Annotated in this window: 24 protein-coding genes; 10 read left to right on the top strand and 14 right to left on the bottom strand. The window is 44.8% G+C overall.

The genetic code is table 11. From position 1 onward, the window contains the following. Positions 1-145: 145 nt before the first annotated feature. Positions 146-289, bottom strand: a complete 144-nt coding sequence (locus tag JGK16_RS09890) for a hypothetical protein (protein WP_293182630.1) — start codon at positions 287-289, stop codon at positions 146-148. Between the two features lie 73 nt (positions 290-362). On the opposite strand from JGK16_RS09890, the gene JGK16_RS09885 reads away from it, so the two are divergent. Beyond that, positions 363-512 (top strand): hypothetical protein, encoded by a 150-nt coding sequence (locus tag JGK16_RS09885; protein ID WP_293203015.1) that lies wholly within the window; start codon positions 363-365, stop codon positions 510-512. Positions 513-572: 60 nt separating this feature from the next. On the opposite strand, the gene JGK16_RS09880 is transcribed toward JGK16_RS09885, so the two are convergent. Together JGK16_RS09880 and JGK16_RS09875 are read right to left on the bottom strand one after the other, a co-directional pair. Continuing rightward, positions 573-1,019, bottom strand: coding sequence for a hypothetical protein (locus JGK16_RS09880; RefSeq protein ID WP_293182634.1), 447 nt, complete (start codon positions 1,017-1,019; stop codon positions 573-575). A 316-nt stretch (positions 1,020-1,335) separates the two neighbouring features. Beyond that, positions 1,336-1,797, bottom strand: a complete 462-nt coding sequence (locus JGK16_RS09875; protein ID WP_293182636.1) for a CHAP domain-containing protein — start codon at positions 1,795-1,797, stop codon at positions 1,336-1,338. Positions 1,798-2,146: 349 nt separating this feature from the next. Here JGK16_RS09875 and JGK16_RS09870 point away from each other — a divergent pair, with 349 nt between their 5' ends. After that, on the top strand, positions 2,147-3,469 hold the full coding sequence (locus tag JGK16_RS09870) for an NB-ARC domain-containing protein (protein ID WP_293190412.1): 1,323 nt from the start codon (positions 2,147-2,149) through the stop codon (positions 3,467-3,469). Positions 3,470-4,007: 538 nt separating this feature from the next. Here JGK16_RS09870 and hisH read toward each other — a convergent pair. Next, positions 4,008-4,643 (bottom strand): imidazole glycerol phosphate synthase subunit HisH, encoded by a 636-nt coding sequence (gene hisH, locus JGK16_RS09865; protein ID WP_293185028.1) that lies wholly within the window; start codon positions 4,641-4,643, stop codon positions 4,008-4,010. A gap of 164 nt (positions 4,644-4,807) precedes the next feature. On the opposite strand from hisH, the gene JGK16_RS09860 reads away from it, so the two are divergent. After that, positions 4,808-5,344 carry a peptidase C15 gene (locus tag JGK16_RS09860; protein ID WP_293185029.1) on the top strand — a complete coding sequence of 179 codons (537 nt, stop codon included), beginning with the start codon at positions 4,808-4,810 and terminating at the stop codon, positions 5,342-5,344. A 42-nt stretch (positions 5,345-5,386) separates the two neighbouring features. Here the strand turns inward: JGK16_RS09860 and JGK16_RS09855 are convergent, their stop codons facing one another. Continuing rightward, positions 5,387-5,869: a flavin reductase family protein gene (locus tag JGK16_RS09855; RefSeq protein WP_293149208.1), complete on the bottom strand. Its 483-nt coding sequence runs from the start codon at positions 5,867-5,869 to the stop codon at positions 5,387-5,389. A 286-nt stretch (positions 5,870-6,155) separates the two neighbouring features. On the opposite strand from JGK16_RS09855, the gene JGK16_RS09850 reads away from it, so the two are divergent. Further along, positions 6,156-7,355, top strand: coding sequence for a glycosyltransferase family 87 protein (locus tag JGK16_RS09850; RefSeq protein WP_293185030.1), 1,200 nt, complete (start codon positions 6,156-6,158; stop codon positions 7,353-7,355). Between the two features lie 66 nt (positions 7,356-7,421). Here JGK16_RS09850 and JGK16_RS09845 read toward each other — a convergent pair whose 3' ends face one another. The 3 genes from JGK16_RS09845 to lgt all read right to left on the bottom strand — a co-directional run bounded on the left by JGK16_RS09845 (position 7,422) and on the right by lgt (position 10,268). After that, positions 7,422-8,258, bottom strand: a complete 837-nt coding sequence (locus tag JGK16_RS09845; protein ID WP_293190410.1) for a dienelactone hydrolase family protein — start codon at positions 8,256-8,258, stop codon at positions 7,422-7,424. A gap of 216 nt (positions 8,259-8,474) precedes the next feature. Beyond that, positions 8,475-9,254: a precorrin-4 C(11)-methyltransferase gene (gene cobM / locus JGK16_RS09840; protein ID WP_293185032.1), complete on the bottom strand. Its 780-nt coding sequence runs from the start codon at positions 9,252-9,254 to the stop codon at positions 8,475-8,477. A gap of 120 nt (positions 9,255-9,374) precedes the next feature. Then, positions 9,375-10,268: a prolipoprotein diacylglyceryl transferase gene (gene lgt / locus JGK16_RS09835; RefSeq protein ID WP_293185033.1), complete on the bottom strand. Its 894-nt coding sequence runs from the start codon at positions 10,266-10,268 to the stop codon at positions 9,375-9,377. A 417-nt stretch (positions 10,269-10,685) separates the two neighbouring features. Between lgt and JGK16_RS09830 the strand changes: the two genes are divergently transcribed. Together JGK16_RS09830 and rlmN are read left to right on the top strand one after the other, a co-directional pair. Continuing rightward, positions 10,686-11,753, top strand: a complete 1,068-nt coding sequence (locus tag JGK16_RS09830; RefSeq protein ID WP_293185034.1) for an acyltransferase — start codon at positions 10,686-10,688, stop codon at positions 11,751-11,753. Between the two features lie 111 nt (positions 11,754-11,864). Next, the gene (gene rlmN / locus JGK16_RS09825; RefSeq protein ID WP_293185035.1) at positions 11,865-12,974 is read left to right on the top strand and encodes a 23S rRNA (adenine(2503)-C(2))-methyltransferase RlmN; all 1,110 of its coding nucleotides are present in this window, start codon (positions 11,865-11,867) and stop codon (positions 12,972-12,974) included. A gap of 136 nt (positions 12,975-13,110) precedes the next feature. On the opposite strand, the gene JGK16_RS09820 is transcribed toward rlmN, so the two are convergent. From JGK16_RS09820 to JGK16_RS09810, 3 genes are all read right to left on the bottom strand, one after another. Then, entirely contained in the window at positions 13,111-14,220 is a 1,110-nt protein-coding gene (locus tag JGK16_RS09820) for a class I SAM-dependent methyltransferase (RefSeq protein ID WP_293185037.1), read from the bottom strand. Between the two features lie 125 nt (positions 14,221-14,345). Beyond that, positions 14,346-15,008: a phosphoribosylglycinamide formyltransferase gene (purN, locus tag JGK16_RS09815; RefSeq protein ID WP_293185039.1), complete on the bottom strand. Its 663-nt coding sequence runs from the start codon at positions 15,006-15,008 to the stop codon at positions 14,346-14,348. Between the two features lie 278 nt (positions 15,009-15,286). After that, the gene (locus JGK16_RS09810; RefSeq protein ID WP_293190408.1) at positions 15,287-15,871 is read right to left on the bottom strand and encodes a GNAT family protein; all 585 of its coding nucleotides are present in this window, start codon (positions 15,869-15,871) and stop codon (positions 15,287-15,289) included. 211 nt (positions 15,872-16,082) lie between these two features. Here JGK16_RS09810 and JGK16_RS09805 point away from each other — a divergent pair, with 211 nt between their 5' ends. Continuing rightward, positions 16,083-16,973, top strand: coding sequence for a sugar ABC transporter permease (locus JGK16_RS09805; protein WP_293190406.1), 891 nt, complete (start codon positions 16,083-16,085; stop codon positions 16,971-16,973). Positions 16,974-17,199: 226 nt separating this feature from the next. Here the strand turns inward: JGK16_RS09805 and JGK16_RS09800 are convergent, their stop codons facing one another. Continuing rightward, a complete protein-coding gene (locus JGK16_RS09800) occupies positions 17,200-17,790 on the bottom strand; it encodes a DJ-1/PfpI family protein (protein WP_293185044.1) in 591 nt (196 codons plus the stop codon). A 78-nt stretch (positions 17,791-17,868) separates the two neighbouring features. On the opposite strand from JGK16_RS09800, the gene JGK16_RS09795 reads away from it, so the two are divergent. Continuing rightward, the gene (locus JGK16_RS09795; RefSeq protein ID WP_293190404.1) at positions 17,869-18,237 is read left to right on the top strand and encodes a hypothetical protein; all 369 of its coding nucleotides are present in this window, start codon (positions 17,869-17,871) and stop codon (positions 18,235-18,237) included. Positions 18,238-18,696: 459 nt separating this feature from the next. Here JGK16_RS09795 and psaX read toward each other — a convergent pair whose 3' ends face one another. Next, positions 18,697-18,843 (bottom strand): photosystem I protein PsaX, encoded by a 147-nt coding sequence (gene psaX, locus JGK16_RS09790; protein ID WP_293185047.1) that lies wholly within the window; start codon positions 18,841-18,843, stop codon positions 18,697-18,699. A 124-nt stretch (positions 18,844-18,967) separates the two neighbouring features. Then, a complete protein-coding gene (locus JGK16_RS09785) occupies positions 18,968-19,939 on the bottom strand; it encodes a lipoyl synthase (protein WP_293190402.1) in 972 nt (323 codons plus the stop codon). A gap of 1,011 nt (positions 19,940-20,950) precedes the next feature. Between JGK16_RS09785 and JGK16_RS09780 the strand changes: the two genes are divergently transcribed. Further along, the gene (locus JGK16_RS09780; protein WP_293185050.1) at positions 20,951-21,508 is read left to right on the top strand and encodes a response regulator; all 558 of its coding nucleotides are present in this window, start codon (positions 20,951-20,953) and stop codon (positions 21,506-21,508) included. Positions 21,509-21,811: 303 nt separating this feature from the next. After that, positions 21,812-22,903, top strand: coding sequence for a PfkB family carbohydrate kinase (locus tag JGK16_RS09775; protein WP_293185051.1), 1,092 nt, complete (start codon positions 21,812-21,814; stop codon positions 22,901-22,903). Positions 22,904-23,080: the final 177 nt, after the last annotated feature.

The raw sequence follows: 23,080 nt of genomic DNA, 5'->3' as shown, positions 1-23,080 counted from the left end.
CGACGCACCTTACACTTCGGGCTAGTGGAAACAAACTACCAACTCGGTTAGTACCACTAATTTTTATAAATTATATTATAATTTGACCAAAAATGGAATTTGGAGCCGACAAAGCAGCTCCATTCTTTTGGAAAAATCGTATCATTTAAAACCCAGACTTAACAGTATTTTCTGCTTGATTAGATTCAGGTACTGGTGTCTGGGCTTGTTTGACACATAATACAGCATTGCTGACTACCAGTGATACTAACACCACTTTAACAGGAAACGAAACAGGAGGAGTATTCATAAATTTATAATTGGTAATTAGTAATTAGTAATTGGGAATTGGGAATTGGTAATTGGGAATTAGTAATTAGTAATTGGTAATTGGGAATTGGGAATTGGTAATTGGTGGGAATTGGGAATTGGGAATTGGGAATTGGGAATTGGGAATTGGGAATTGGGAATTGGGAATTGGGAATTGGGAATTGGGAATTGGGAATTGGGAATTAGTAATTAGTAATTGGTAATTGGTAATTGATTCCGAAGTTTGGGCAACCACCGAGGATTGCCCTAGGGAATAACAACTATCAAAAGTTGTTGATAATCATCGGTTGGGTTTGCCGCGCCGGAGGAGATGCCGGTACAGGAGCAGGATAAGGTTGTGGATAAACCGGATAACCTGGTTGCGGATATCCAGGTGCAGGTGGATATGTTGGTTGTTGATAAATTGGCTGTTGATTGGGTTGTCCGGGATATTGAGGTACAACATTAGGTTGTCCGGGATATTGAGGTGCAGCATTTCCGGGAAAACTTTCAGGAGAACCAGCAGTTCCTTGGGGAAATTGCTGTTGATTTTCTGGGAGATTTTGAGGATAAGATGGAATTCCCAAGATGCCTTCAACAGCGCGGCGGAGAATTGGTCTCAGGGGAATTGCTAAACTCATTTCGGCGCTTGAGCCGATCGCCATTACAGACAGCGTTCCGACAATAGCTAGTTTTCCGAATCCTTTTTGCAGTTGGTGTTGAAAAATCATGGTTTGTCTTCCTTGTCAAGTGATTTTAGATTTTGGATTTTAGATTTTAGATTGAATTCATAGATGAGTATGGGTATTCAACTAAAATCTAAAAGTTAAAGTGTTGGTGAATAGATAGATGCAGCCGAGAACTAAGGCATGGGGCGAGAATTGGGTGCGTTGCCGTATTGATTCCGGTTTTTTTGTTTGTGGTTGTTTGTGGCTGCTTGCTTAACTGTTGATACTTTCCCACAAGCCAAAAGCAAGGGCTACGGAAGAATCGGGAGTTAAGCAAGGAGTTAAGAATCTCGATAAATACCGAAACTTAGGATTTATTTCATCGCACCCAAAACGAGACATCGCGGCGGCCGTTAACAGAAGTTCCAAACTGGGTAACGTTGACATTGTTGCAGTTGAATTCCCCGAACAAACCGCGATTTCCTTGGTTGCTACCTCGAACGGCGATTGTCCCGTTACCGTTAACTCTTTCAACTACTCCAATGTGTCCGTGAGTGCGATCGGCACCGGGGAATGAAGACTGCATAACAACGACTGCACCGGGTTGAGGCCCAACTTGACGGAAGCCGTTACGTTGCAACACTGAACCGTAATCTTTGGCACTCCAAACATAGGGAGGACGCAGTTGAAAACGATTGTTTGCGTAGTGTACGCACTGGCAAAATTGCGCGGCTGCGGCTGGTTTGATATTGGATAAACTCGCAGTTACGACTGTGCTAGCGGCGGCGAAAGCAGTTAACAAAGCTAGAGAAATTTTGGAGGAAGAAGTAAATAATTTCATGGTTGATTCCTTGTTTGTTTGCGGTTGTTTGCTTAACTGTTGATACTTTCGCAGAAGCGCCAAAGGATTTCTCGCCAGAAACGGGACTTAAACAAGGAGTTAAGGATGGGTCGAAATATTTTTGTCAAGCCTTTGCTCGGAAAGGGTTTCAGGCGTTATAAAATTTAAAGAGGGCGAGAAAGTTAACTCCGGCTTCTCCTGAGTCGATCGCAAATTCCGATTAATTCCGGCGTACACCCCATCTCTCGCGAGGTTTTCCCTCGCCAACCGCCGTCTCAAGCGGAGTGCGCGTGCTAACAGAGAGCCCGATTTAAAATCTAAAATCTAAAATCTAAAATCTAAAATCCAAATGAATGTACCCAAAGCAAGGCGCGATCGCGGCAGAATACTTACAGACAAAGGATGGAAGAAAATCTGGGACGCGATTTATCTCAAATTTACCGATCGCCCCAGCTTGCAAACCATCTCTGAACAAACCGATCCTGGACTTAATCGAAATTCTCCGTCTTTCGTCTCGACGGATACGGTGTCTAATATATTGAACCGGCGAGCCCCCGCTGACACAGCCAAAATGGAGAGTTTGTTTGCGAGTTTTGGACTGCGACTCGAATCTGACGATCGCACTTCCGGGGATATTTCCGGTAATCTCGCGCCCGCGCCCACTCCTCAAACCCGGCAAAATTGCAGCGAATTGCCGGATATTTCGGGGTTTTTCGGTCGCCGCGAAGAACTGGGTTTCTTGAAAAACTGGATTTCGGGCGATCGCTGTCGGTTAGTTGCGATCTTCGGGATGGGCGGAATTGGTAAAACTGCACTTTGCGCGCAATTAGCCAAGCAAATTCAAAACGAGTTTGAATTTGTCATCTGGCGGAGTTTGTCGAATCAGCCGAGTTGTCAAGATTTGGCGATCGGCTTAATTCAATTTATCTGCGACTGTCAGGGCAAAAAATTGCCAGAAAACCTCAGTGACGGCATTTCCGTTCTGATTGAATATTTGCAAGCGCACCGCTGTTTAATCGTGCTTGACGGCGTGGAAACGATCTTAGATACGGGCGGTTTTGCTGGCAAATATCGATCGGGCTACGAAGATTACGAAAGGCTGTTCAGACAAATAGGAGAATCCAACCATCAAAGCTGTTTATTGCTTACCAGTTCGGAAAAATCTAGAGACATAGCTATGTTGGAAGGTCAAACTCGTCCCGTTCGATCTTATAAACTCACAGGTTTAGACAATATGGCCGCGCGGGAAATCCTGCAAGAAAGAGGTTTGACTCAAGAAAAACAATGGGATGAATTGATTGACTGTTATGCCGCTCATCCTTTAGCCCTGAGGATTGTTTCAGCAATGATTTTAGAGTTATTTAATGGTAAAAGTTCAGAGTTTATCAGAGAAAATACCGTATTTTTAGGTCAAATTAACCATATTTTATCGCAGCAATTTCAGCGACTTTCGGTATTAGAAAAAGATGTAATCAAGCAGTTGGCTACGGCGGGAGCACCAATGGATCTAGCTCAATTGCGCGGCGGACTTTCTGAACCGGTTAAAACATCGAATTTGATGGAAGCGCTGGAATCTCTGGGATGGCGATCGCTAATTGAGAAAATCACAGTCAGCGGCAATGTCGCTTTCACGTTACAGCCGGTGGTGAGGAAATATGCGATCGAGCGATAGGTATTAGCTGGTACGATATGCTGCGAGATCGTAATTTTAGGATTGGGATAGCGATCGCAAATCATTAAGGATTGCTATACACCTTTTGAAAAAAAAGCAGGTACGTAGTTGCGCTTAAGCGCTCTTTCGGCAAATATTAAAATTAATTGAGGTATGAGGTATGTAGTTGCGCTTCAGCGCTCTTTCGGCAAATATTAAAATTAATTGAGGTATGAGGTATGTAGTTGCNTAATTGAGGTATGAGGTATGTAGTTGCGCTTCAGCGCTCTTTCGGCAAATATTAAAATTAATTGAGGTATGAGGTATGTAGTTGCGCTTCAGCGCTCTTTCCGCAAATCTTAAAATTAATTGAGGTATGAGGTATGAGGTATGTAGTTGCGCTTAAGCGCTCTTTCCGACGTTTGATAGTCAACATATTTTTGACTGTGTTAAGAAGTCCGTAATTTGGGATTTAGCGCTCTTTCCGATATCCCCAAAAGAGCGCTAAAGCGCAACTACGTACCTGGATTTAATAGACATTTTGCAAGATATCTATTACCTAAGCAGCAACTTTTGTTCTCACCAGACTGACAAAATTTGACAGCATATGCAATCCCGTACTCGAAGACTTTTCCGGGTGAAACTGCACCGCCATCAGATTATCTTTAGCGATCGCCGCCGTCACATTTTGACTTCCGTGAGTCACCATAGCCGATCGCACTTTCAAATCAACCGGATCGACATAATAAGAATGCACGAAATAAACCCAAGGATCGGAGGGTAAACCTTCCCACAGCGGTTGATTCGGCTGAGCAAATTCTAATTGATTCCATCCCATGTGCGGAATTGTCAGCCCCGGTTCCGACTGAAACCTGCGGACTTTGCCCGAAATAACGCCCAAGCCTGGTTCTACGCCTTCCTCCGAACTTTCAAACAGGATTTGCAAACCCAAACAAATGCCTAAAAAAGGTTTTCCCGAGGCGATCGCACTTTTTATCGGTTCTATCAAATTGCGCGATCGTAAATTCTGCATTGCCGGATCGAAGGAACCCACTCCCGGCAAAACCACCGCATCAGCCTGCTCGATGATAGCAGGAGAATCCGTAATTTTTGGCACTGCACCCACATTTTCCAAGCCTTTACAGACAGAGTGCAGATTGCCCATGTCATAGTCCACTACTGCGATGACAGACATTGACTTACTTGCCTTATATTATCAATATCGCTATTATTGCATACAATCAGTCATTAGTCAGTTGTTATTAGTTATTGGTTATTGGTTATATGTTGCTGCCAATTCCCAATTCCCAATTCCCAATTCCCAATTCCCAATTCCCAATTCCCAATTCCCAATCATTTATGACAACAAAATTTTTATTAACATCATTTGATACTTGGCTTCCCCATCAGAAATCCAACTCTTCCGACGATTTATTAGCCAAAATTTCCCAAATTCAATCTTTGCCTGATTCGCTAACTTTTTTGAGAAAACTGCCCGTAGATTTTCAGGAAGCGCCGAATTTGGCGATCGCCCAAATCAACCAAATCCAACCCGAAACCATTATCTGCTGCGGCATGGCCGAAAGCCGGGAAAAATTAACCGTAGAATCTTGCGCTTGCTGCGATACAGACATTCTGAAAACAAAAGTCAATCTCGAACCGCTAGTCGCTGATTTATGCACCACAGAAATCAGTTACGAAGCCGGAAAATATGTTTGTGAAGCTCTCTATTACGCAGTTTTAAAACATATTCGCAATGCTCAACTTCCCGCTAAATGTATTTTCGTCCACGTGCCAATTTTAACATTAGAAAATTCTGACAAAATTGTCGGCGATTTTTTATCTATTGTCAATCGCCTAACAATTAACCACTGTCAACTGACAACTGACAACTGACAATTGCCAATTGCCAATTGCCAATTGCCAATTGCCAAGTTGTTAACCGCCGTAATTCCAGCCCGTCGTTTCTAATAGCAACGGATCGCCCTCGCGATGAACACCGGCACCGATAACTTCACCGACATAAACCGTGTGATCTCCGTGTTCCACAGCACCAACAACATTGCACTCAATGTAACCCAGAGTATCCGAAATAATCGGACAACCGGTTTCGGCGCCTAGATAAAATTCTACATCCTCAAATTTATTGCCAACGCGGCGCTGCTGCTTGAAGAATTTCTGGGCTAACTCTTTTTGTCCAGCTTCCAGGAAACTCAAAGCAAACACACCGCTAGCTTTGATCATGGCGTGGGATTTGGAGTCTTGCTTGACGCAGTTGACGACTAAGGGAGGGGTAAAGGAAGATTGCATCACCCAGCTAGCGGTGAAACCGTTGACTTCTTCCCCGTCTTTGACACCGCAAATGTACAATCCGTGAGGGATTTTGCGGAGGAGGGTCTTTTTAGCTTGTTCGTCTAGCACGGGCTTACCTGTCGATCGATAATTCTACACCGCCCAGTTTACCAATGTCCCGTCCACAAACCCAACTGTCTTAAGGGCGATGCGCCACACGGAGAATCTTGAGATTGCCAATATTAGTTTTTTCACAACCAAATTTTCTGCTTGCCACAATATTTATTTTTATTAACTTAAATTGAGTTTTTCCGATGTTTTGACAACCAACTATATACTATGTTAAGACTTTAGCTATTAATCTTAGAATCTAAACGCAGTCACTCAATTAGTTAACAAAACCGGAGATAATTCGATGACAGAATCGTTTAAACGGAACTTTGGTTTAGGTCTTGTAGCAGTCAGTATATTATCTCTAATTTGTTTCGGCATAATAGGGATTGGCAGAGATGGCCAGCTCAATGCTGACGGTTCTGTACTTTACGCTGCTGGGCGTGCTTGGCTGAAGGGTTTAAATCCCTACAACCACGATATGCTGACTCAGAGTGTAGCGACAATAAAAGAAATTGACACGCTTCAAGATGCGGCTTTCTTTTATCCTCCTCAATCAGCCGCATTGTTTATGTTTGTCGGTCTTTTCGATTACCCTGTTGCCAAATTCGTTTGGCTATTACTCAACTTGCTGTCAATCGCAGCTATTATTGCGATGACAGTTCGCACCATCAACCAACATCAAAATAACAGTCAAAATCAACTCGGCAGTTTGGTGATGGCTGCGATGATTATCGGCAACCCATTCACTGCCCACGTTGTGTGGATGGGTCAAACTTCTTTGATGGCTTTTGCCGGGACAATGGCTGCTTGGTTCTTCAGCCAACGGCAAAAATTTGTATTGGCAGGTATCTGTTTGGGTATAGCCAGTTTTAAGCCGCAACTATGCTTATTGCTGGGTATTTGGTTTTTGCTAGAACGGAACTGGAAAATATTAGCTGTAGCCTTGGCAACGGTTATAATTATGAGCGCTTACCCATTGGTGCTGTACGGCGGGCCAGTTGGGATGCTGGCAGCATGGCATCAAGGAATTCTAGACAGCTATAGTTCTTTGCCTTTCAATCAACCGGGGTTTCAAGATAAAGTTGGTATGGAAAGTCTTTTCGCTTCTTTAGGCTTGAAGGTACCGGCTATCAAGATTGTGGCAGTAATTTTAGCGGTTGTGCTGTGGGTGTTTCGCAATAGAATTAATCGCGAAGATGTGTTGGCTCTGCTGATGGGTATATCCTTCACCTTTCTGGGATATACTCACGTTTACGATTATGTAGGTTTGTTCCCGATTCTGACTTCGCTGTGGCTGTATTGCAGCAATAACCGCAAAGCTTTGCTCGGCAGTATTGCCTTAGTTTTTCTGCTCTTTTTTCCGAGACGGATATTTTTAGCAGCGGGTTTGCCTTTTTTGATTCACTGGAGAACAATTGTTGTTTTAATTCTAGTAGTTGGTGTTGTTCTATTCAGCATGAAATCTAAATCGAGTGAGGGATTGCAACAAGAAATTGCTTGATTTTGGGTCGAGTTACCAGTGACGATATTTTTAACTGTCCACTGGCGACTCCCTTGCTCAAAACTCTCAAACAACTCCGTGCTTTTTAAACCAATCTTGCAGCTTTTTCCAAGCATCATTGGCTTCTTTTTCCCGATAAGTGGGGCGATAGTCGGCGTTAAAACCGTGGGGTGTATCTGGATAAAGCACAATTTCGGAACCGCTGGTACCAGTTTTGAGAAGTTGTTGCATTTTCTCGACTGTATCGTTGGGAATTAAGTCATCTTTGCCACCGTAAAGCCCCAATACTGGCACTTTCAAAGTTGCTGCAAGGTCGATCGGCTGTTTGGGAGTCAAAGGCGTAGAATCGCTAGCCAAACGCCCGTACCAAGCCGCGCCAGCCTTGACTTTCGGGTTGTGGGCTGCGTACAGCCACACAATTCTGCCACCCCAGCAAAATCCGGTAATCCCTAACTTATCAATATTGCCCTTGGCTGACTTTTGCGCCCAATCGACGGTAGCATCTAAATCGGACATGACTTGAGCGTCGGGAACTTTCGAGACAACTTTACTGACAATTTCTTGAATGTCGGTGATTTTAGAAACATCACCTTGACGGGCAAACATCTCTGGGGCGATCGCCAAATAACCTAATTTAGCAAAACGGCGGCAAATATCTTGGATGTGCGCGTGAACCCCGAAGATTTCTTGAATCACTAAAATGACTGGAAAATTGCTACCGCTGGCCGGCATTGCCCTGTATGCTGGAATCTGCCCGTCTTTCACGGGGATTTTAACTTCACCTGCAACTAAATTCGTTGCATCTGTGGTAATAGTTGCCAAAGAAATAGGATGAACTGCTAATGCAAATCCGGCGGTTAATGCGGTGACAGTGATAAATTGTCTGCGAGTTAAATCTTTCATTGGTAATGGGGAATAGGGAATAGGGAATAGGGCATTGGGCATTGGGAATGGGGCATTGGGCATTGGGAATGGGGCATTGGTTATTGGGAAGAAGGCCCGCGCCGGGCATTGGGCATTGGGTATAGGGCATTGGGTATAGGGAATAGGAACCAACCAATAACAAATAACCAATAACAAATAACCAATAACAAATAACCAATAACAAATAACCAATAACTACTGACGAAATAGCCGATCGTGCTCTGGATGGTACAAGCGCGATCGCCCTTGGGCCTCTTTTCCCAAAGCCGGACTAATCACATACATCGTCGTTCTGATCAAATTATGTTCGCGAGTGGCGATCGCCATTTTGTCAAGAGGAACCAGCACAATCTTCTCATCAGGCCAGCCCAACCGATAACAAATCGCCACAGGCAAATCAGACGGGTAATATTCCATCAACTTAGCTTGAGCTTGTTCGACATGGCGCGCGCTCAAATACAGACACAAACTCGCTTGATGAGCCGCCAAACCAGCTAATTCTTCACGTTCTGGTACTTCAGTTCTGCCGCTAATTCTGGTCAAAATAATTGTCTGCACAACTCCGGGAACTGTCAACTCAATTTTAAGTTTAGCCGCCGCAAGTTGGAAAGCGCTAATTCCCGGAATTACCTCAAAAGCAATTCCCGCTTCAGCCAAAGCGTGCATTTGTTCGCCGACTGCGCCGTAGAGACAGGGATCGCCCGAATGCAGTCGGACGACGCTTTTGCCGGCTCGCACTCGATCCACCATCAAAGGTACAATCTCTTCGAGAGTCTTATCTGCCGTTTGGATAACTTCAGCATCCGCGCGCACCCCCTCTAAAATTTGCTTTGGAACTAGGGAATCGGCAAATAATATGACATCGGCCTGGGCCAGCAATTTTTGAGCCCTAACAGTCAACAAATCCGGGTCTCCGGGGCCTGCACCTACAATGTATACGCCTGGAATTAGGGATTGAATCTCTGTCAAACTCATTGCTGATAAAAAATTTGCGAAATTTACTGGCGTTTCCGGATGCACCTATTTTGGTTGGAAGTAAGGGATGGTAGATGCACCCTGGTTTTGAACCCTAGAGACTAACGTCTCTGGGGTTTTTTATTGATCCTCTGGGGATTTGGGAGCAACCTTTGTGCGATCGCCCGTGGCTGATACAACATCTGGCAAAGGTCGATCGAGCAAATAAAGCCAAGCCAACCCGCCAAAACCTAACACAATCCCAGTCAAACTTACCATCTGCGCCGTCCGCAGCGGCCCGAACATCAAACTATCAGTTCGCAACCCTTCAATCCAGACTCTACCGCAACTGTAAGCTGCGATGTAAACCAAAAACAAAGCACCTGTTTTTAACCTAATTTTGCCCTGCAAATCGCGGAAAAACAAAGTCAGCAGCAACCCAAATACTGTCAAATTCCACAGAGATTCGTAGAGAAAAGTGGGATGGAAGTATTCAAAATTAGCATAGGCGATCGGGCGACTGTTTGCCGGAATATAGAGTTTCCAGGGCAAATCCGTAGGACTGCCAAAAGCTTCGGAATTAAAGAAATTTCCCCAACGTCCGATCGCCTGACCAAGAATTGCCGAAGGTGCGATTAAATCGGCCAATTGCCAAAAAGAAACTCGCTGGATTTTCGCAAAAATCAAAGCTGCGATCGTGCCGCCCAAAATTGCGCCGTGAATGGCAATTCCGCCTTTCCAAATCGCAATAATATCTTCAGGTCTCTGGGCGTATTGCTGCCACTCAAAAGCCACGTAATAAATTCTAGCGCAAGGAATAGCGCCCAGAACCAGCCAAATTGCTAAATCGCCCAGCAATTCCGGGTTAACGCGGCGTTTTTCGGCCAAATATTGGGACAGACTGACCCCAATCAAAACGGCAGAAGCTATCAACAGCCCGTACCAACGAACGGCTACGGGGCCGAGTTGAAAGATAATCGGGCCCGGGGATGTGAATTGAAAACCTAAAGGCAGCGCAAGAATATTTAGCACCATGAAAGTTGAATTATTTTTGGTGGAAAGCTGTCAAATTTGCATACCCTTTCACAAACTACAGAGTTTATTTTAGGTGACTGCGGTCATTTACACGCAATATTTGGGGAATTTCGCCGAAAATTAACTTTGTTGTCGAGATTTCTGTTATTGCAACCTTGTTGACGTGACACGACGGACTCAAAGGCTACACTCAGAATCACAGAATTACCTTGCAATGCCTCCAGGAATATACAGCAGGTTGCAGGTTTAGGAAGTACACCCGCTTATCGAGCAATTCCCGTTGGGACAAGGCACTGCCCTCCATACTGCACTTCATAAACTGGGGATAGGCTGTAAGCATCAGTCGGGCTTGACATAAAAAAACTATGGGTGTTAGTATGCACTAATCAAAAAAATAATATTCTTTAAAAAAAGATTATGGTAAAATCCAAATTTTACATTCCTTCCTTGGACGGAATTAGGACGATTGCTTTTTTCATTGTCTTTTTATCTCATGCAGGGGGCGAGAATATTTTCCCTGGGGCCTTTGGTGTAACAGTGTTTTTCTTTTTAAGTGGATATTTGATCACAACTTTGCTGAGACGTGAATATGAACAAAACCAATTCATTAATTTAAAACATTTTTATTTACGACGTATTCTGCGAATTTTGCCTGGGTTTTATGTAATTTTATTCCTAGCATCTATCTTGACCTGGATAGGTGTACTTGAAGGAGAAATACAACTACCAGCTTTTTTAAGCCAGGCTCTCCATTATTATAACTATTATGTAACTTTTTTTGGTGGTTCCGGAGTAGCTCCTGGTACTCAGGTATATTGGTCTCTGGCGGTGGAGGAACACTTCTACTGTCTTTTCCCTTTTCTCTACATAAGTTTACTCAAAATGCGTGTGAGTCCCCAAAGGCAAATGTTAATTATTTGGGGGATTTGCTTAGCTATTCTAATTTGGAGATGTGTTCTAGTGTTTGGCAGGGGAGCAGATGAAAATAGCATCATTTTTTTATCAGATACGAGAATAGATAGTATATTGTTTGGCTGTGCATTAGCGGTCAATGGCAACCCAGTATTAGATGCTCCCTATGGCTCTGATAGACTGTGGAAGTATTTCGTACTACCAGCCGGAATTACTGTAATTATTTTATCGTTTATATGTGATTCTAGTGAATTTGAAAGTACAGTGCGTTACACTATTCAAGGTATTGCACTACATGGTCTTTTTATGGCTGCTATCCGTTTTCCCGATTGGGGAGTATTTCAAATTCTCAATTGGAATTGGATGCGGTTTATCGGTTTGCTTTCATACTCGCTTTATTTAGTACACCATACTGTAATTAAGGCTGTTTATCTTTATTTACCTCAAGTTTATGTGGTTTTGCAAGGAGCGATAAGTATGCTGATTTCCTTGATATTAGCCTATGCAATATATAGGTATATAGAGATGCCATGCGGAAAGCTACGCAAGCAGTTGTCATCCTCATCAAGTTAAGTGCCACAAAAAATTTACCAAGTCTATTTTCGCCAATTTCGTCACCGATAGGTGGCAGCTTTGGTCGAAAAGTTTTAATATAGAGGGTGGTTTTAAATTTTCTGATGACCTATGTCTCCTACTTCCGTTTCTCAGGTGTACTCTTCTGGTAATTCCAGGGATGCGAATCAGTCTCGCAAGACTGATGCTTTGGCTGTTGAGTCTGGTAAAATTCCGCCGTTGTTGGGCGCGAATTTGGCTGAGTTAACGGAGTGGGTACAGCAGCAGGGACAACCGGCTTATCGCGGGAAACAGTTGTATCAGTGGATTTATGAGAAAGGGGCGCGATCGATCTCTGACATTTCTGTATTCTCGAAACAATGGCGCGAGACTGTTGCTAAAATTCCGATCGGGCGATCGACTATTCATTTGCGATCGGTCGCACCAGACTCCACCGTAAAGTATCTCCTAAAATTAGCAGACGGTCAAATCATTGAAACCGTCGGCATTCCCACCGAAAAACGGCTGACAGTGTGCGTCTCAGCCCAAGTTGGCTGCGCGATGGGCTGCGACTTTTGCGCCACGGGTAAAGGCGGTTTCAAGCGCAACTTAGAAAAACACGAAATCGTCGATCAAGTCTTGACAGTACAGCAAGATTTCGGCCGCCGAGTCAGCCACATCGTATTTATGGGGATGGGCGAACCCCTGCTGAATTTCGATAATGTCGTAGCTGCTGTCAAGTGTTTGAATCAAGACGTAGGAATTGGACAGCGAAACATCACCATTTCCACAGTCGGAATCCGCAATCGCATCACCCAACTAGCTGAACATCAACTGCAAGTTACCCTCGCCGTCAGCCTCCACGCCTCCAATCAAAGACTGCGCGAAGAGTTGATTCCCAGCGCCCACCCTTATCCTTTGGGTGAGTTAATGGCAGAATGCCGCGAATATGTGCGATCGACTGGACGTAGGTTAAGCTTTGAATACGTACTCTTAGCTAATGTGAATGATTTACCGGAACACGCCGCCGAGTTAGCAAGTCAGTTGCGCGGCTTTCAGTGTCACGTCAATTTGATTCCTTACAATCCGATTCAAGAAGCTGAATATCAGCGGCCAACTCCCAATCGAATTAACAATTTTGTGACGGTTTTGAAGGAAAAGAAAATTGCAGTTAGCGTGCGATATTCTCGTGGTTTAGAAGCAGATGCCGCCTGCGGACAATTGCGGGCCTCCGAGGTTTAATAGTAGATTTTTACTGTTAGGTAAAATTGGTTCGTAGTGAGGACTTTAGTCCTCTCTCATTTGATGCGGACTAAAGTCCTCACTACGAACGTTTTTGATTGTGTTTGTGCGAGATGACATGATATTACAACACACTCTACAAGCGTTTAACCAGTATCCACCGCAACTCCAACGGCGGCGTTTCTTGCACCGGAAATAAATCGCGCCCACTCGCCCAACTGACAAACCAAGGCGTCGGCGGCCACGCAGAATCAGGCAAATGTTTTTGTTCGTATTCAATCACCGATTCATCGGCAATAATTTCTAACGGTAAACCCTCGATAGCTGCTTCCAATTCTTGTCTGGTAATTAAATAAGACCAACACAATTCTGACATTTGTTTTGCCATCTCATCTGGTTCATAGCCCTCGACAGCTAAGAAAGTGCTGAACAAGATAAACCCGCCACTTAACACAGCATCGGACATTTTGCCGAGAAATAAGCGGATTTGTTCGGGATAGCGGAAGTGCGAGAGAACTTCGGTAGCAATCGCTAATTTGTACCGATAGGTTTTCATCCTCAATAAAGGATCTAAAACGTCGCCTTGGATGACATGAATCGGCAACTTTTCGGCGGTGGCTGCTGCTGAGAGTTTTTCGGCAAATATCGGCGTTAGCTCGATCGCATCCACGGAATGTCCTAACCTAGCTAAAGGCAGACTATTGCGCCCTGGGCCCGCACCGACATCTAAAATAGCTGCTTTACCCGGTTCCCCTAATTCGGCGACAATTGCCATGACTTTAGCATCGGGATGGCTGCCAAATAAAGGTTCGGGGCGAATATCCGGCCAGGTATGATATTTCTGGGCCATCGATTCGACTTGAATCTTGGTATTCAGAGTAATCCCGCCGCCTAAGCCAGTTTGGGGATTGGCGGGAAAGTATGAGACGATGAGATTAGCGTGGGGAGAATTTTTGAATCCTTCTGTTAAGGCGTTAGCGATTAATGTTCGCAAATTTTCGGTTTGGGCAGCGTCGAGGTTTTGTCCGAGAACTTTTAAGAAGTCTGAGAGTAATTTTAGATAGTCGTCTAGCATTGATGGCAAACAAGGTAGATAAAATTCTCCCTTGATGCCGATGTTCTTTTTGAGTCTTTCTTTGAGAATTAATTTCAGGCTATTAGAATCAGTCAGCGGCGGGCCAGTTTCGGGCGAGTCGCTGACAGGCAATTCTGGGGAAGATGCGGCACTGGTAGGGTTTTTAGTCACAATGTTTTCGATGATAACCGCGCAATTTGCGGAAAAGTGCGATCGACATTACGGACAATCATAACCTCGGTGGTTGCTCTCGGTGGCGAAATTTGGTATAATTGTCTGCTGCCAAGATTCAGACATTAAACAGGAGGTCGATCGGCAATAAGTGCGATCGCGCCTAACATAATTTTATGCTCTTGCACCTGAATTCTCGCGTGCAGCGTTTCTGGCGTATCATCAGGCAATACCGGCACCGCAGCCTGCATTAAAATCGGCCCGCTGTCTACTTCCAAATGAGCGATGTGCACCGTACATCCCGTTATTTTCACCTTAGCGGCGAGTGCTTGCTCAACGGCGCGAATGCCTGGGAAACTCGGCAGCAAACTGGGGTGAATGTTAATAACTTTGTCTGCAAAAGCATCAAGCAAAACTTTGGTAACAATTCGCATCCAACCCGCCATCACCACCCATTCTACATCATGGGATTGAAAAGTTTTAACAATTTTTGTATCTAATTCTTCGCGGCTTTTGCAATCGCGGTGATTGAGCAAAATCGAGGGAATGCCGTATTTTTCCGCTCTGGCGACAGCTTTAGCTTCGGGATTGTTGTAAATTAACACTGGGATTTTAGCGTTGAGTTGTCCCTGTTGGATGGCTTCGGCAATTACCTCGAAGTTGCTACCGCTACCAGAGGCTAAAACTCCTAGTTTTAACGGTGGATGAGTCGGATCGATCGCCGGAAAGCCAATCTCAGGAGAAATCAGGCTGGCAGTGGAATTAGTAGATACTGGGTTAACCGTCATAAGTTATTGGTTATTGGTTATTGGTTATTGGTTATTGGTTATTGGTTGTTGGTTGTTGGTTGTTGGTTGTTGGTTAACTGTCATACCAATTTAATGTGAAGTTGCATAGAATCGGATCCCCCTAAATCCCCCTTAAGAAGGGGGACTTTGAGAAAAATCTTGTCCCCCCCCTTATTAAGGGGGGTTAGGGGGGGATCGGATTTGGGAGCAGCCTCATAAAAAATTGTTATCAACTGTCAACTGTCAACTGTCAACTGTTTAAATAGCCTGAAAAACATTCAATCAGATTCTACAACAATACCATTAAAAAACTCTTCCCTCAGAAGCGAATAAATTTTCAGATCCCAATATCTGCCCTTGACAAATAGCTGCTGTCGCAAAATCCCTTCCAACTGCATCCCCACTTTTTCCATCACCCTCGCCGAAGCAATATTGTTAACTTCACATCTACCCACAATTCGATTTAGCAACATCTCCCGAAAGCCAAATTCAATAATTGCATTGACAGCCTCGCTCATGTATCCTTCTCTCCAATATCTCGCAGAAAGTGCATAGCCAATTTCCGCGCGGCTGTGCGTCATGCTCCATTCCACATATCCGCAAGTCCCGATAAACTTTTTCTCGGCTTTGTGGACAATTCCCCAATCTACAAGCTCTTTTCTTTTGTACATTTTTGTCAGAGACTTAAGAAAGTATTTAGTGTCTTCGATGGAGGTGTGGGTTGACCACATTGTGTATTCGGAGACTTCCGGGTTGGAAGCATACTCAAACATATCGCTGGCATCATTTAAAGTGATTTTTCGGAGCAGGAGCCTTTCAGTTTCTATAATGGGTAAATTTGCTAATATATCGAGCAATTTCATTTTGACATTGACCTATATTGTGAGTCTAAATCAATTGTATAATTTAGGTGAAACAAAAAAATATTACCTGTCCGAAGAGAGGAACGAAGCAATCTTAATCTTGGCGATTGCTTCGTTCCTCTCTTCGGACACTTAAAGACGGTTGTACAATTCATTTAGACGCGCTATATTGTGATACCATTTAAAACTAAAAGCTAAAATTTACAAGCCAATGGTTCCGATAAAATCTGGGCGTTTTAACTGGTTGGACAATGAGTCGATCGCAGCTTGGACATTTCTGGCCCCAGCTTTACTGTTTCTGGGTACTTTTTTGATTTGGCCGATCGCCTATTTATTCTACCTTAGCTTTACCAGAGGCAGCTTTACCCAGTCGGGAGTGCGTTTGATTGGCGCCAATAACTACTCGCGCCTGCTCACAAATCCGGATTTTTGGCAAGTTCTCCAAAACACGATCTATTTTACAACCGCGACAGTCATTCCTAGTTTAATAATTCCGTTGGGTTTGGCAGTTTTGCTAAATCGCTCGTTTGCTTGGCGAGGAGCTCTCCGCACTGCTTATTTTATCCCTTCGATTACCTCTCTAGTGGCTGTTGGCTTGGGTTGGCGGTGGTTGTTTCAGACCGAAGGCCCGGTGAATGATATGCTAAGGGCGATCGGCTTAAATCCAATTCCTTGGCTCAGCAGCACAGTTTGGGCAATGCCAGTCATAATTCTGCTCACTGTTTGGAAACAATTAGGCTTTAATATGGTAGTATTTTTAGCAGGATTGCAAGCAATTCCGGTAAATCGTTACGAAGCAGCAGAATTGGATGGAGCTAATGGTTGGCAGCAATTTTGGCACATCACTTTACCCGGTTTGCGGCCGACTTTAGTATTTGCTACCATTACTACAGCTATTTTTACTCTACGCAGTTTCGAGCAAGTCTATGTCATCACCGGCGGCGGCCCTTTGAACTCTACTAATTTGCTAGTTTATTATATTTACGAGCAAGCTTTTTCCCAATTCGATTTTGGCTATGCAGCCGCAGCAGCAACTTTTCTGATGGCGATAGCTTTGATATTAGTTTATGTTCAGCTTCGAGTTTGGGGCGAAGATTCTTAATGAGCTAGGGACACAGCTATTAGTGTCAAATTAAGAGGGTTCGCATCCCAACTACACACAAAGGTACGTTGTTGGGCTTTAGCCCTCTTTCGACGTATATATAAAGGAGGCTCAAGCCCAACTACACACAAAGGTACGTTGTTGGGCTTTAGCCCTCTTTCGACGTATATATAAAGAGGGCTAAAGCCCAACAACGTACCTAATTTTTATACTCCATTCCCAATTATCAATTATTAATTGTATATTCCATATGATCTGCTGTTTGTGCGGCTTGCGCTGTTCCCAAAAGCTTGCCGACAACGTGCAAAGACATATCAATTCCCGCAGCAATTCCCCCAGATGTAATGATTTTGCCGTTATCGACAAATCGCTGATTTTCAACAACAGTTGTATTCGGAGCTAATTCTCTCAACAAATCCAATGCCCCATGGTGTGTAGTTGCGGCCAAACCTTCCAACAAGCCAGCTTTTGCCAACAGCAGCGAACCCGTACAGACAGAAAGCACTAATTCTGCTGTTTGCGAACAATCTTTTATCCAGTTAATCACGGCTGAATTATCGATTAACTTTCTCGTGCCTAGTCCTCCCGGTACAATTAAAATATCGGGTGGCGGACAATCGGAAAAAGTACAATCGGGATTTACGCTCAAACCGTTGCGGGCGCTTACTGCACCGGGATTTTCGGCTACGGTAGAGACTGCAAAAGGTCGTGAATCCTTATTTAATTCTGATGTCACCGAAAACACTTCAAAAGGCCCGGCAAAGTCCAGTACCTCGACATCATCGAACATGAAAATAACTACGTTCCTAGTTGGCATAACACATACTTCTGATAGAGGTCAAAAATAGCAGCGATTTGTTAGAGTATAAATGCTATGATTTAAATCATTAAAGCTATGCCGAAAAATATTCGCCATCGCGACGCCATAAAAATCGGTTTTTTGTGTCTTGTTTGCGCGTTAGCAATTACTATTTCGCCAATTTTTACCCCGGCTCAATTGACCAGTCAATTAGAGTTTCGGATTACTCAATTAGAAAGTCAAATTGCTGAACTCCGCGGACAAATCAACAGTTTGCAGTCTCAAGGTTCTGGAGTTAATCGGCCTCAGTCTCCGAACCGTCCGAGTTCGAGCCGGACAAATCCTAGAATGCTTTCGGAAGATCCGATGTTTGACAATTTAGCAACTTTGGCAATTGAAACTAAGCAGGATGTGCTCAAAATTCAAGAGCGGTTGTCTAAGTTAGAAGCATCAAGAAATCGTTAGTCATTAGTCAGAAGTGCGAGCGTCCCCGCTCGCGAACAGCAGTCATTAGTCATTAGTCAGAAGTGCGATCGTCCCCGCTCGCGAACAGCAGTCATTAGTCATTAGTCAGAAGTGCGATCGTCCCCGCTCGCGAACAGCAGTCATTAGTCATTATTCATCAGGAAGAAGGAAGAAGGAAATAGTAAGAAGGAAGAGGGAAATATAGCCTTTCTCAAAAAGGTGAGGTATGACTGACAGGTTATATAACCACTGAAACCAAAAGGGCTGAAGCCCAACAACGTACCTCATCTTTCTGAGAACCGCTATAGTAAGAAGGAAAAGGTAAGTAGTAAGAAGGAAAAAGTCTCCCACTCTCCCACTCTCCCACTCTCCCACTCTCCCACTCTTCCCCTCTCCCTCTCCCTCTCTCCGACTTTGAGCTACCCAAAAGCAGGGTCTGCTCAAAGTCAACTTGCAGAACTATTCAATGATATGGAAATAATAGGCTGCAACCAGCAAATTGATACCTAACAGACCCAAAAACCAGGCTGCGCGAAAGGTGTAAGGGAATTTGCCCGTTTTCATCACGGAGTCGGATTTTAATTGGTTCTTTGCTATGTCTGCCATAATTCAAGCTCCTAATTCACAAGTCACTGTATTCACAAATAGCAGAGAGCGTCGCACATGACACAATCTAAGAGTGTTATTTTTTGTAACTAGGACTTGATACCGAGTTGAATTCAGATTGATTTCAATGGCTCTCTCCGGCGTGGTAGGAACTGCGGACTAGGGGCCCCGATCGCACTCGCTCAAACCCCATCTCGCGGGCGATCGACCCGAAACGGTCAAATTCGGCTGGCGTCCAGTATTTGCGGACTGGGAGGTGTTCTAGAGATGGTCTCATGTATTGACCGAGGGTGAGCCGATCGCACTTGGCATCCCGCAAGTCGGCCATCGCTTCCACAATCTCGGTCTCGGTTTCCCCGTGCCCCAACATCAAACCGGATTTGGTGGGAATAGTTGGGTCAAATTCCTTGACGATACGCAGAAGGTCGATCGAGCGATCGTACTTGGCCCCCCTCCGCACCGGCCCTTGCAACCGGCGCACCGTCTCAATATTGTGGTTGTAACAAGCCGGTTTTGCCTCCACCACCGTCCGAATCCGCTCCCGCTGCAACTCATCAAGCCCGGAATTCTCCCCGGGGGCGGGCGCGGGGGCACCGCCCCTACCGATGCCTCCCCAAAAATCCGGCGTTAGTACCTCAACCTCAGTATCGGGGTTTAAGTGCCGGATTTGGGCGATCGTCAACGCAAACCAACCCGCCCCTCCATCCGGCAAATCGTCCCTCGCCACCGAAGTCAGCACCGCATAGCGCAAACCCAATAATTGCACGGCCTGGGCCACCTTTTGCGGTTCCTCGGGATCGAGGGGCATCGGAGAATGACCTTTATCTACTTGACAAAAAGCACAAGCACGGGTGCAAGTCGGCCCCATCAACAAAAAAGTCGCCGTTTTTTGGGCGTAACACTCGCCCCGGTTGGGACATCTGCCTTCCTCGCAAATCGTATGAATTTGCCGCTGTTTGATAATTTTCTGCACTGCGGAAAGTTCGCTAGCTTTGCCAATCGGCCGTCGCAGCCAATCCGGCATCGCCTCGATTTCGCTCCGCATTTGAGCGGCAGTTGCTTTGACAGTAGGAGTTTGAGGAGTTTGGGGCGACATAAAACCTGCATGGCGATCGAGTTAATATATGCGATCGTATCCGAAATCAAAGTCCCTCAACTTGTAGGAATCTGACCCCAAATCAGAATCCGGATCAATTGCAGCTAAACTAAACTCGTTCAGAATTCTAGGTAGAATTCTCTTAGGGATATACTAAAGATTGCAAATCACAAGACCACACGGGAAGCGGCAAACTCAGAGACTTCATTCAGTCCTGAGAGGAAAGCGACTCGGAGGACTTTAGTCCCCGTGGTATGTAGTCTATAGCGCATCACGCGCAAACCTCGGTCTTTCAAGCCGGGGATGAAACGCAGCAGCAGCCGTTTGAAGGCTGCCATTACTCTAGATTAGAATTGAATTGTGCTAAACAAGTAGGCGTATCAACTTGCTGAACCATTCCTAGAACGGTGAAATTCCAGGCAGTAAGACACCCTCAGCATTTTAGACTGGGAAAGACTTGCAGCACAGCCAAGCAACGCAGGATGGGGAACGTACCGAACTGGCTTCGTGTTGAAAAGTGCGAACGAAAGCATAAAGCAAAAAAGTAGACGTAATGCTCATGGCGATCGTGGCGAAAGTCAGTGAGGTTGAACGTGTAGCGGCGATTTGACAGCGCCTTTAAGAACAATCGCCAGGCTGTTTCTTAAGAATCTCCGTTCCACTATAGTCGGAGAGTGTCAAAATCTAGAGGCAAGTAAGTAAATCTGTCTGCGTAACGAACTATCCTAGTACGGAGAAATTCCGGCCACTTAGTAAACGCATTGGGGCGTTAAACAAAAAGAGCAAGTAACAGCAGGATGGGAAGCGTACCGAACTGGCCAAAGTGATAGACCGAGAAAGCATTTGAAAAGGATAACGTAAGCGCGATTGCAGCATCGAAAGATAGTTGTTTTTAGCCAAAGCGAGGCACCTTGACAATGCCTTTGAAATTGGTTTCCGATCTATTCAAAAAATCTCAGTGGCTCTCAATGGCCCTGAGACCCTCAACACTCATTACTGAAGGAGTCAGTCGTGGCTGGTCAAAAAATCTTGGTAATCGATGACAGTAAAGTCATCCGCGTTCGAGTTCGAGAGATGTTACCTCAAGGTAACTTTGAAGTTCTAGAAGCAAAAGACGGCGAAGAAGGACTCAAACTGATCCGTGAAGCCCGACCGAATCTAATTATGTTAGATTTCCTACTGCCCAAAGTCAGTGGTTGGGAAGTGTATCAAAAAGTGCAAGCCCATCCGGTGCTTTGCAAGATACCTTTGGTGATCATGTCGGGGCGCGAAGAAGAGGTGATGGAGAAAATTCCAAAACCCTTCGAGAAGCATTTCTTTGCATTCATCGCTAAACCTTTTGAGAAAAAGCAGCTAACCGAGGCGATCAAATCGGCGATGGTACTGGCTAAAAAGAAACCAGTACCAGAAGCCCCTGCCGCCGCCACTGCTGTACCGAGTTCTGGAGCCGGTGCTGCCGAAATTCAGGTGATGACTAAGCAAATGGCGAAAATGCAAGCGGAAATTGATGCACTCAAAAAACAAATGACTCAGGTGATTACGATCATCAAGCAGATGAAATCGAAATAATTCTGCGGTCTTTTACAGGTACTCGTGCAGAAGACACTCATGTAGAAGGAAACTTCTACACGGTGAAACTTTCTCACTTTATTTCAATGGGTTCCTTCTCTCCGCAGTTTTTTTGCTAAATTTGTCGATCGCGCGCGATAGCCAACCGCCTGCAACCGATTTCTCACAATCTCAGTGGGAAAATCAATTAAAAGTTAAAAATCAAACCAGGGAGGAAATCAATTATTAATCTTTATTAAGATTTTTTAATTGCCGCTCGTGCCACGCTCAACTATCAACTCCTCAGTCTCATTTTTTTGGTTAATGACTAACGACTATTCCGATTTTTTGCCTCAACTGCGTGCCTCAACTGAGCAATTGTTGAAAAGATTAGACTGCTTCGATCGAGCCCAGGTATTAGCGATCGGAGATTTGACCTTGGACGAGTTTCTTACCGGACAAGTAGAGCGAATTTCCCGCGAAGCACCTGTGTTGATTTTGCGCTACGAGAATACTCGGCAATTACCCGGAGGTGGCGCAAATGCTGTCTACAATTTAGCCAAACTGGGAGGCAAAGTAAAAGTTGCTGGTTTGGTAGGAAAAGACGACCAGGGAAAGGCTTTGTGCGGTATTTTTGAGGCGGCGGGAATTGATACGGCTGGGATTTTAATCGATTCGCAGCGTCCAACCGTTACCAAAACTCGCATTTCCGGGCACGCGCGGCAGTCGGTGACTCAACAAATTGTCCGAGTCGATCGCAAATCTGACGAGTTGCCGGATTTAGACTTGCAATTGCAATTAGCAGACTACATCCGGCAGCAAATTCCGACAGTCGATGCCGTGGTTTGTTCCGACTACGGCGACGGAGTTTTGACTCGTTTGGCGATCGAATCGGCAGTGGTTCCCGGCAAAACAATTGTAGACGCTCAAACAAATTTGCAGCGATATTCTGGAGCGATGCTGTTTACTCCGAACTTACCGGAAGCCGAGCAAGCAGTCGGATATGCTATCAAAAACCCTGAAACTTTAATGCAAGCAGGACGCGATTTATTGAACTTAACTCAAGCTCAAAAAATCCTGATTACTCGCGGCGAAGAAGGGATGAGTTTGTTTGAAAGGGTGAAGGTTGAACCAATCAAAAATTCACCCCCTCCAACATCCACTTGTGAAAACGGGGAATTTGCCATTCAAAGCTGGGATATTCCCCCTTTTAACAAGACTGATGTCTTCGATGTAACTGGTGCTGGAGATACAGTCGTAGCAGCAATGACTTTAGCTTTGTGCGTCGGTGCATCCGGTTGGGAAGCAGCAGTTTTGGGCAATTTGGCCGCTAGCATTGTCGTGCGTCAATTCGGTACGGCGACGACGACAGCACAGGAAATGAAAGAAGCTTTGAAAGCAATGGTTTATGAGTAGTTATTAGTTATTGGTTATTGGTTATTGGTTATTAGTTATTAGTTATTAGTAATTGGTAATTGGTGATTGGTAATTAGTCATTTTGTAGGGTGCGTCGCTGTGAATTTTTTGATAGAACAGCAGAGATTTGTGAAGGATCCGCACCTGAATATTATGTGGTGCGGATCCATGAGATTG

Origin of the sequence: Microcoleus sp. PH2017_09_SFU_O_A (genome assembly GCF_020738625.1) — a bacterium.
In the GTDB taxonomy this organism is placed as follows: Bacteria; Cyanobacteriota; Cyanobacteriia; order Cyanobacteriales; family Microcoleaceae; genus Microcoleus.
The sequence above is the reverse complement of the archived record's forward strand: the minus strand, read 5'-3'. Positions and strand labels throughout refer to the sequence as shown.

Excerpts from the sequence above, each read along its gene's own strand:
- JGK16_RS09845 (WP_293190410.1), bottom strand. The coding sequence starts at position 8,258 with ATGAAAGATTTAACTCGCAGACAATTTATCACTGTCACCGCATTAACC.
- JGK16_RS09875 (WP_293182636.1), bottom strand. The coding sequence starts at position 1,797 with ATGAAATTATTTACTTCTTCCTCCAAAATTTCTCTAGCTTTGTTAACT.
- JGK16_RS09850 (WP_293185030.1), top strand. The coding sequence starts at position 6,156 with ATGACAGAATCGTTTAAACGGAACTTTGGTTTAGGTCTTGTAGCAGTC.
- JGK16_RS09870 (WP_293190412.1), top strand. The coding sequence starts at position 2,147 with ATGAATGTACCCAAAGCAAGGCGCGATCGCGGCAGAATACTTACAGAC.
- rlmN (WP_293185035.1), top strand. The coding sequence starts at position 11,865 with ATGTCTCCTACTTCCGTTTCTCAGGTGTACTCTTCTGGTAATTCCAGG.
- JGK16_RS09775 (WP_293185051.1), top strand. The coding sequence starts at position 21,812 with ATGACTAACGACTATTCCGATTTTTTGCCTCAACTGCGTGCCTCAACT.
- hisH (WP_293185028.1), bottom strand. The coding sequence starts at position 4,643 with ATGTCTGTCATCGCAGTAGTGGACTATGACATGGGCAATCTGCACTCT.
- JGK16_RS09880 (WP_293182634.1), bottom strand. The coding sequence starts at position 1,019 with ATGATTTTTCAACACCAACTGCAAAAAGGATTCGGAAAACTAGCTATT.
- cobM (WP_293185032.1), bottom strand. The coding sequence starts at position 9,254 with ATGAGTTTGACAGAGATTCAATCCCTAATTCCAGGCGTATACATTGTA.
- purN (WP_293185039.1), bottom strand. The coding sequence starts at position 15,008 with ATGACGGTTAACCCAGTATCTACTAATTCCACTGCCAGCCTGATTTCT.
- JGK16_RS09785 (WP_293190402.1), bottom strand. The coding sequence starts at position 19,939 with ATGTCGCCCCAAACTCCTCAAACTCCTACTGTCAAAGCAACTGCCGCT.
- JGK16_RS09810 (WP_293190408.1), bottom strand. The coding sequence starts at position 15,871 with ATGAAATTGCTCGATATATTAGCAAATTTACCCATTATAGAAACTGAA.
- lgt (WP_293185033.1), bottom strand. The coding sequence starts at position 10,268 with ATGGTGCTAAATATTCTTGCGCTGCCTTTAGGTTTTCAATTCACATCC.
- JGK16_RS09795 (WP_293190404.1), top strand. The coding sequence starts at position 17,869 with ATGCCGAAAAATATTCGCCATCGCGACGCCATAAAAATCGGTTTTTTG.
- JGK16_RS09890 (WP_293182630.1), bottom strand. The coding sequence starts at position 289 with ATGAATACTCCTCCTGTTTCGTTTCCTGTTAAAGTGGTGTTAGTATCA.
- JGK16_RS09805 (WP_293190406.1), top strand. The coding sequence starts at position 16,083 with ATGGTTCCGATAAAATCTGGGCGTTTTAACTGGTTGGACAATGAGTCG.
- psaX (WP_293185047.1), bottom strand. The coding sequence starts at position 18,843 with ATGGCAGACATAGCAAAGAACCAATTAAAATCCGACTCCGTGATGAAA.
- JGK16_RS09800 (WP_293185044.1), bottom strand. The coding sequence starts at position 17,790 with ATGCCAACTAGGAACGTAGTTATTTTCATGTTCGATGATGTCGAGGTA.
- JGK16_RS09860 (WP_293185029.1), top strand. The coding sequence starts at position 4,808 with ATGACAACAAAATTTTTATTAACATCATTTGATACTTGGCTTCCCCAT.
- JGK16_RS09830 (WP_293185034.1), top strand. The coding sequence starts at position 10,686 with ATGGTAAAATCCAAATTTTACATTCCTTCCTTGGACGGAATTAGGACG.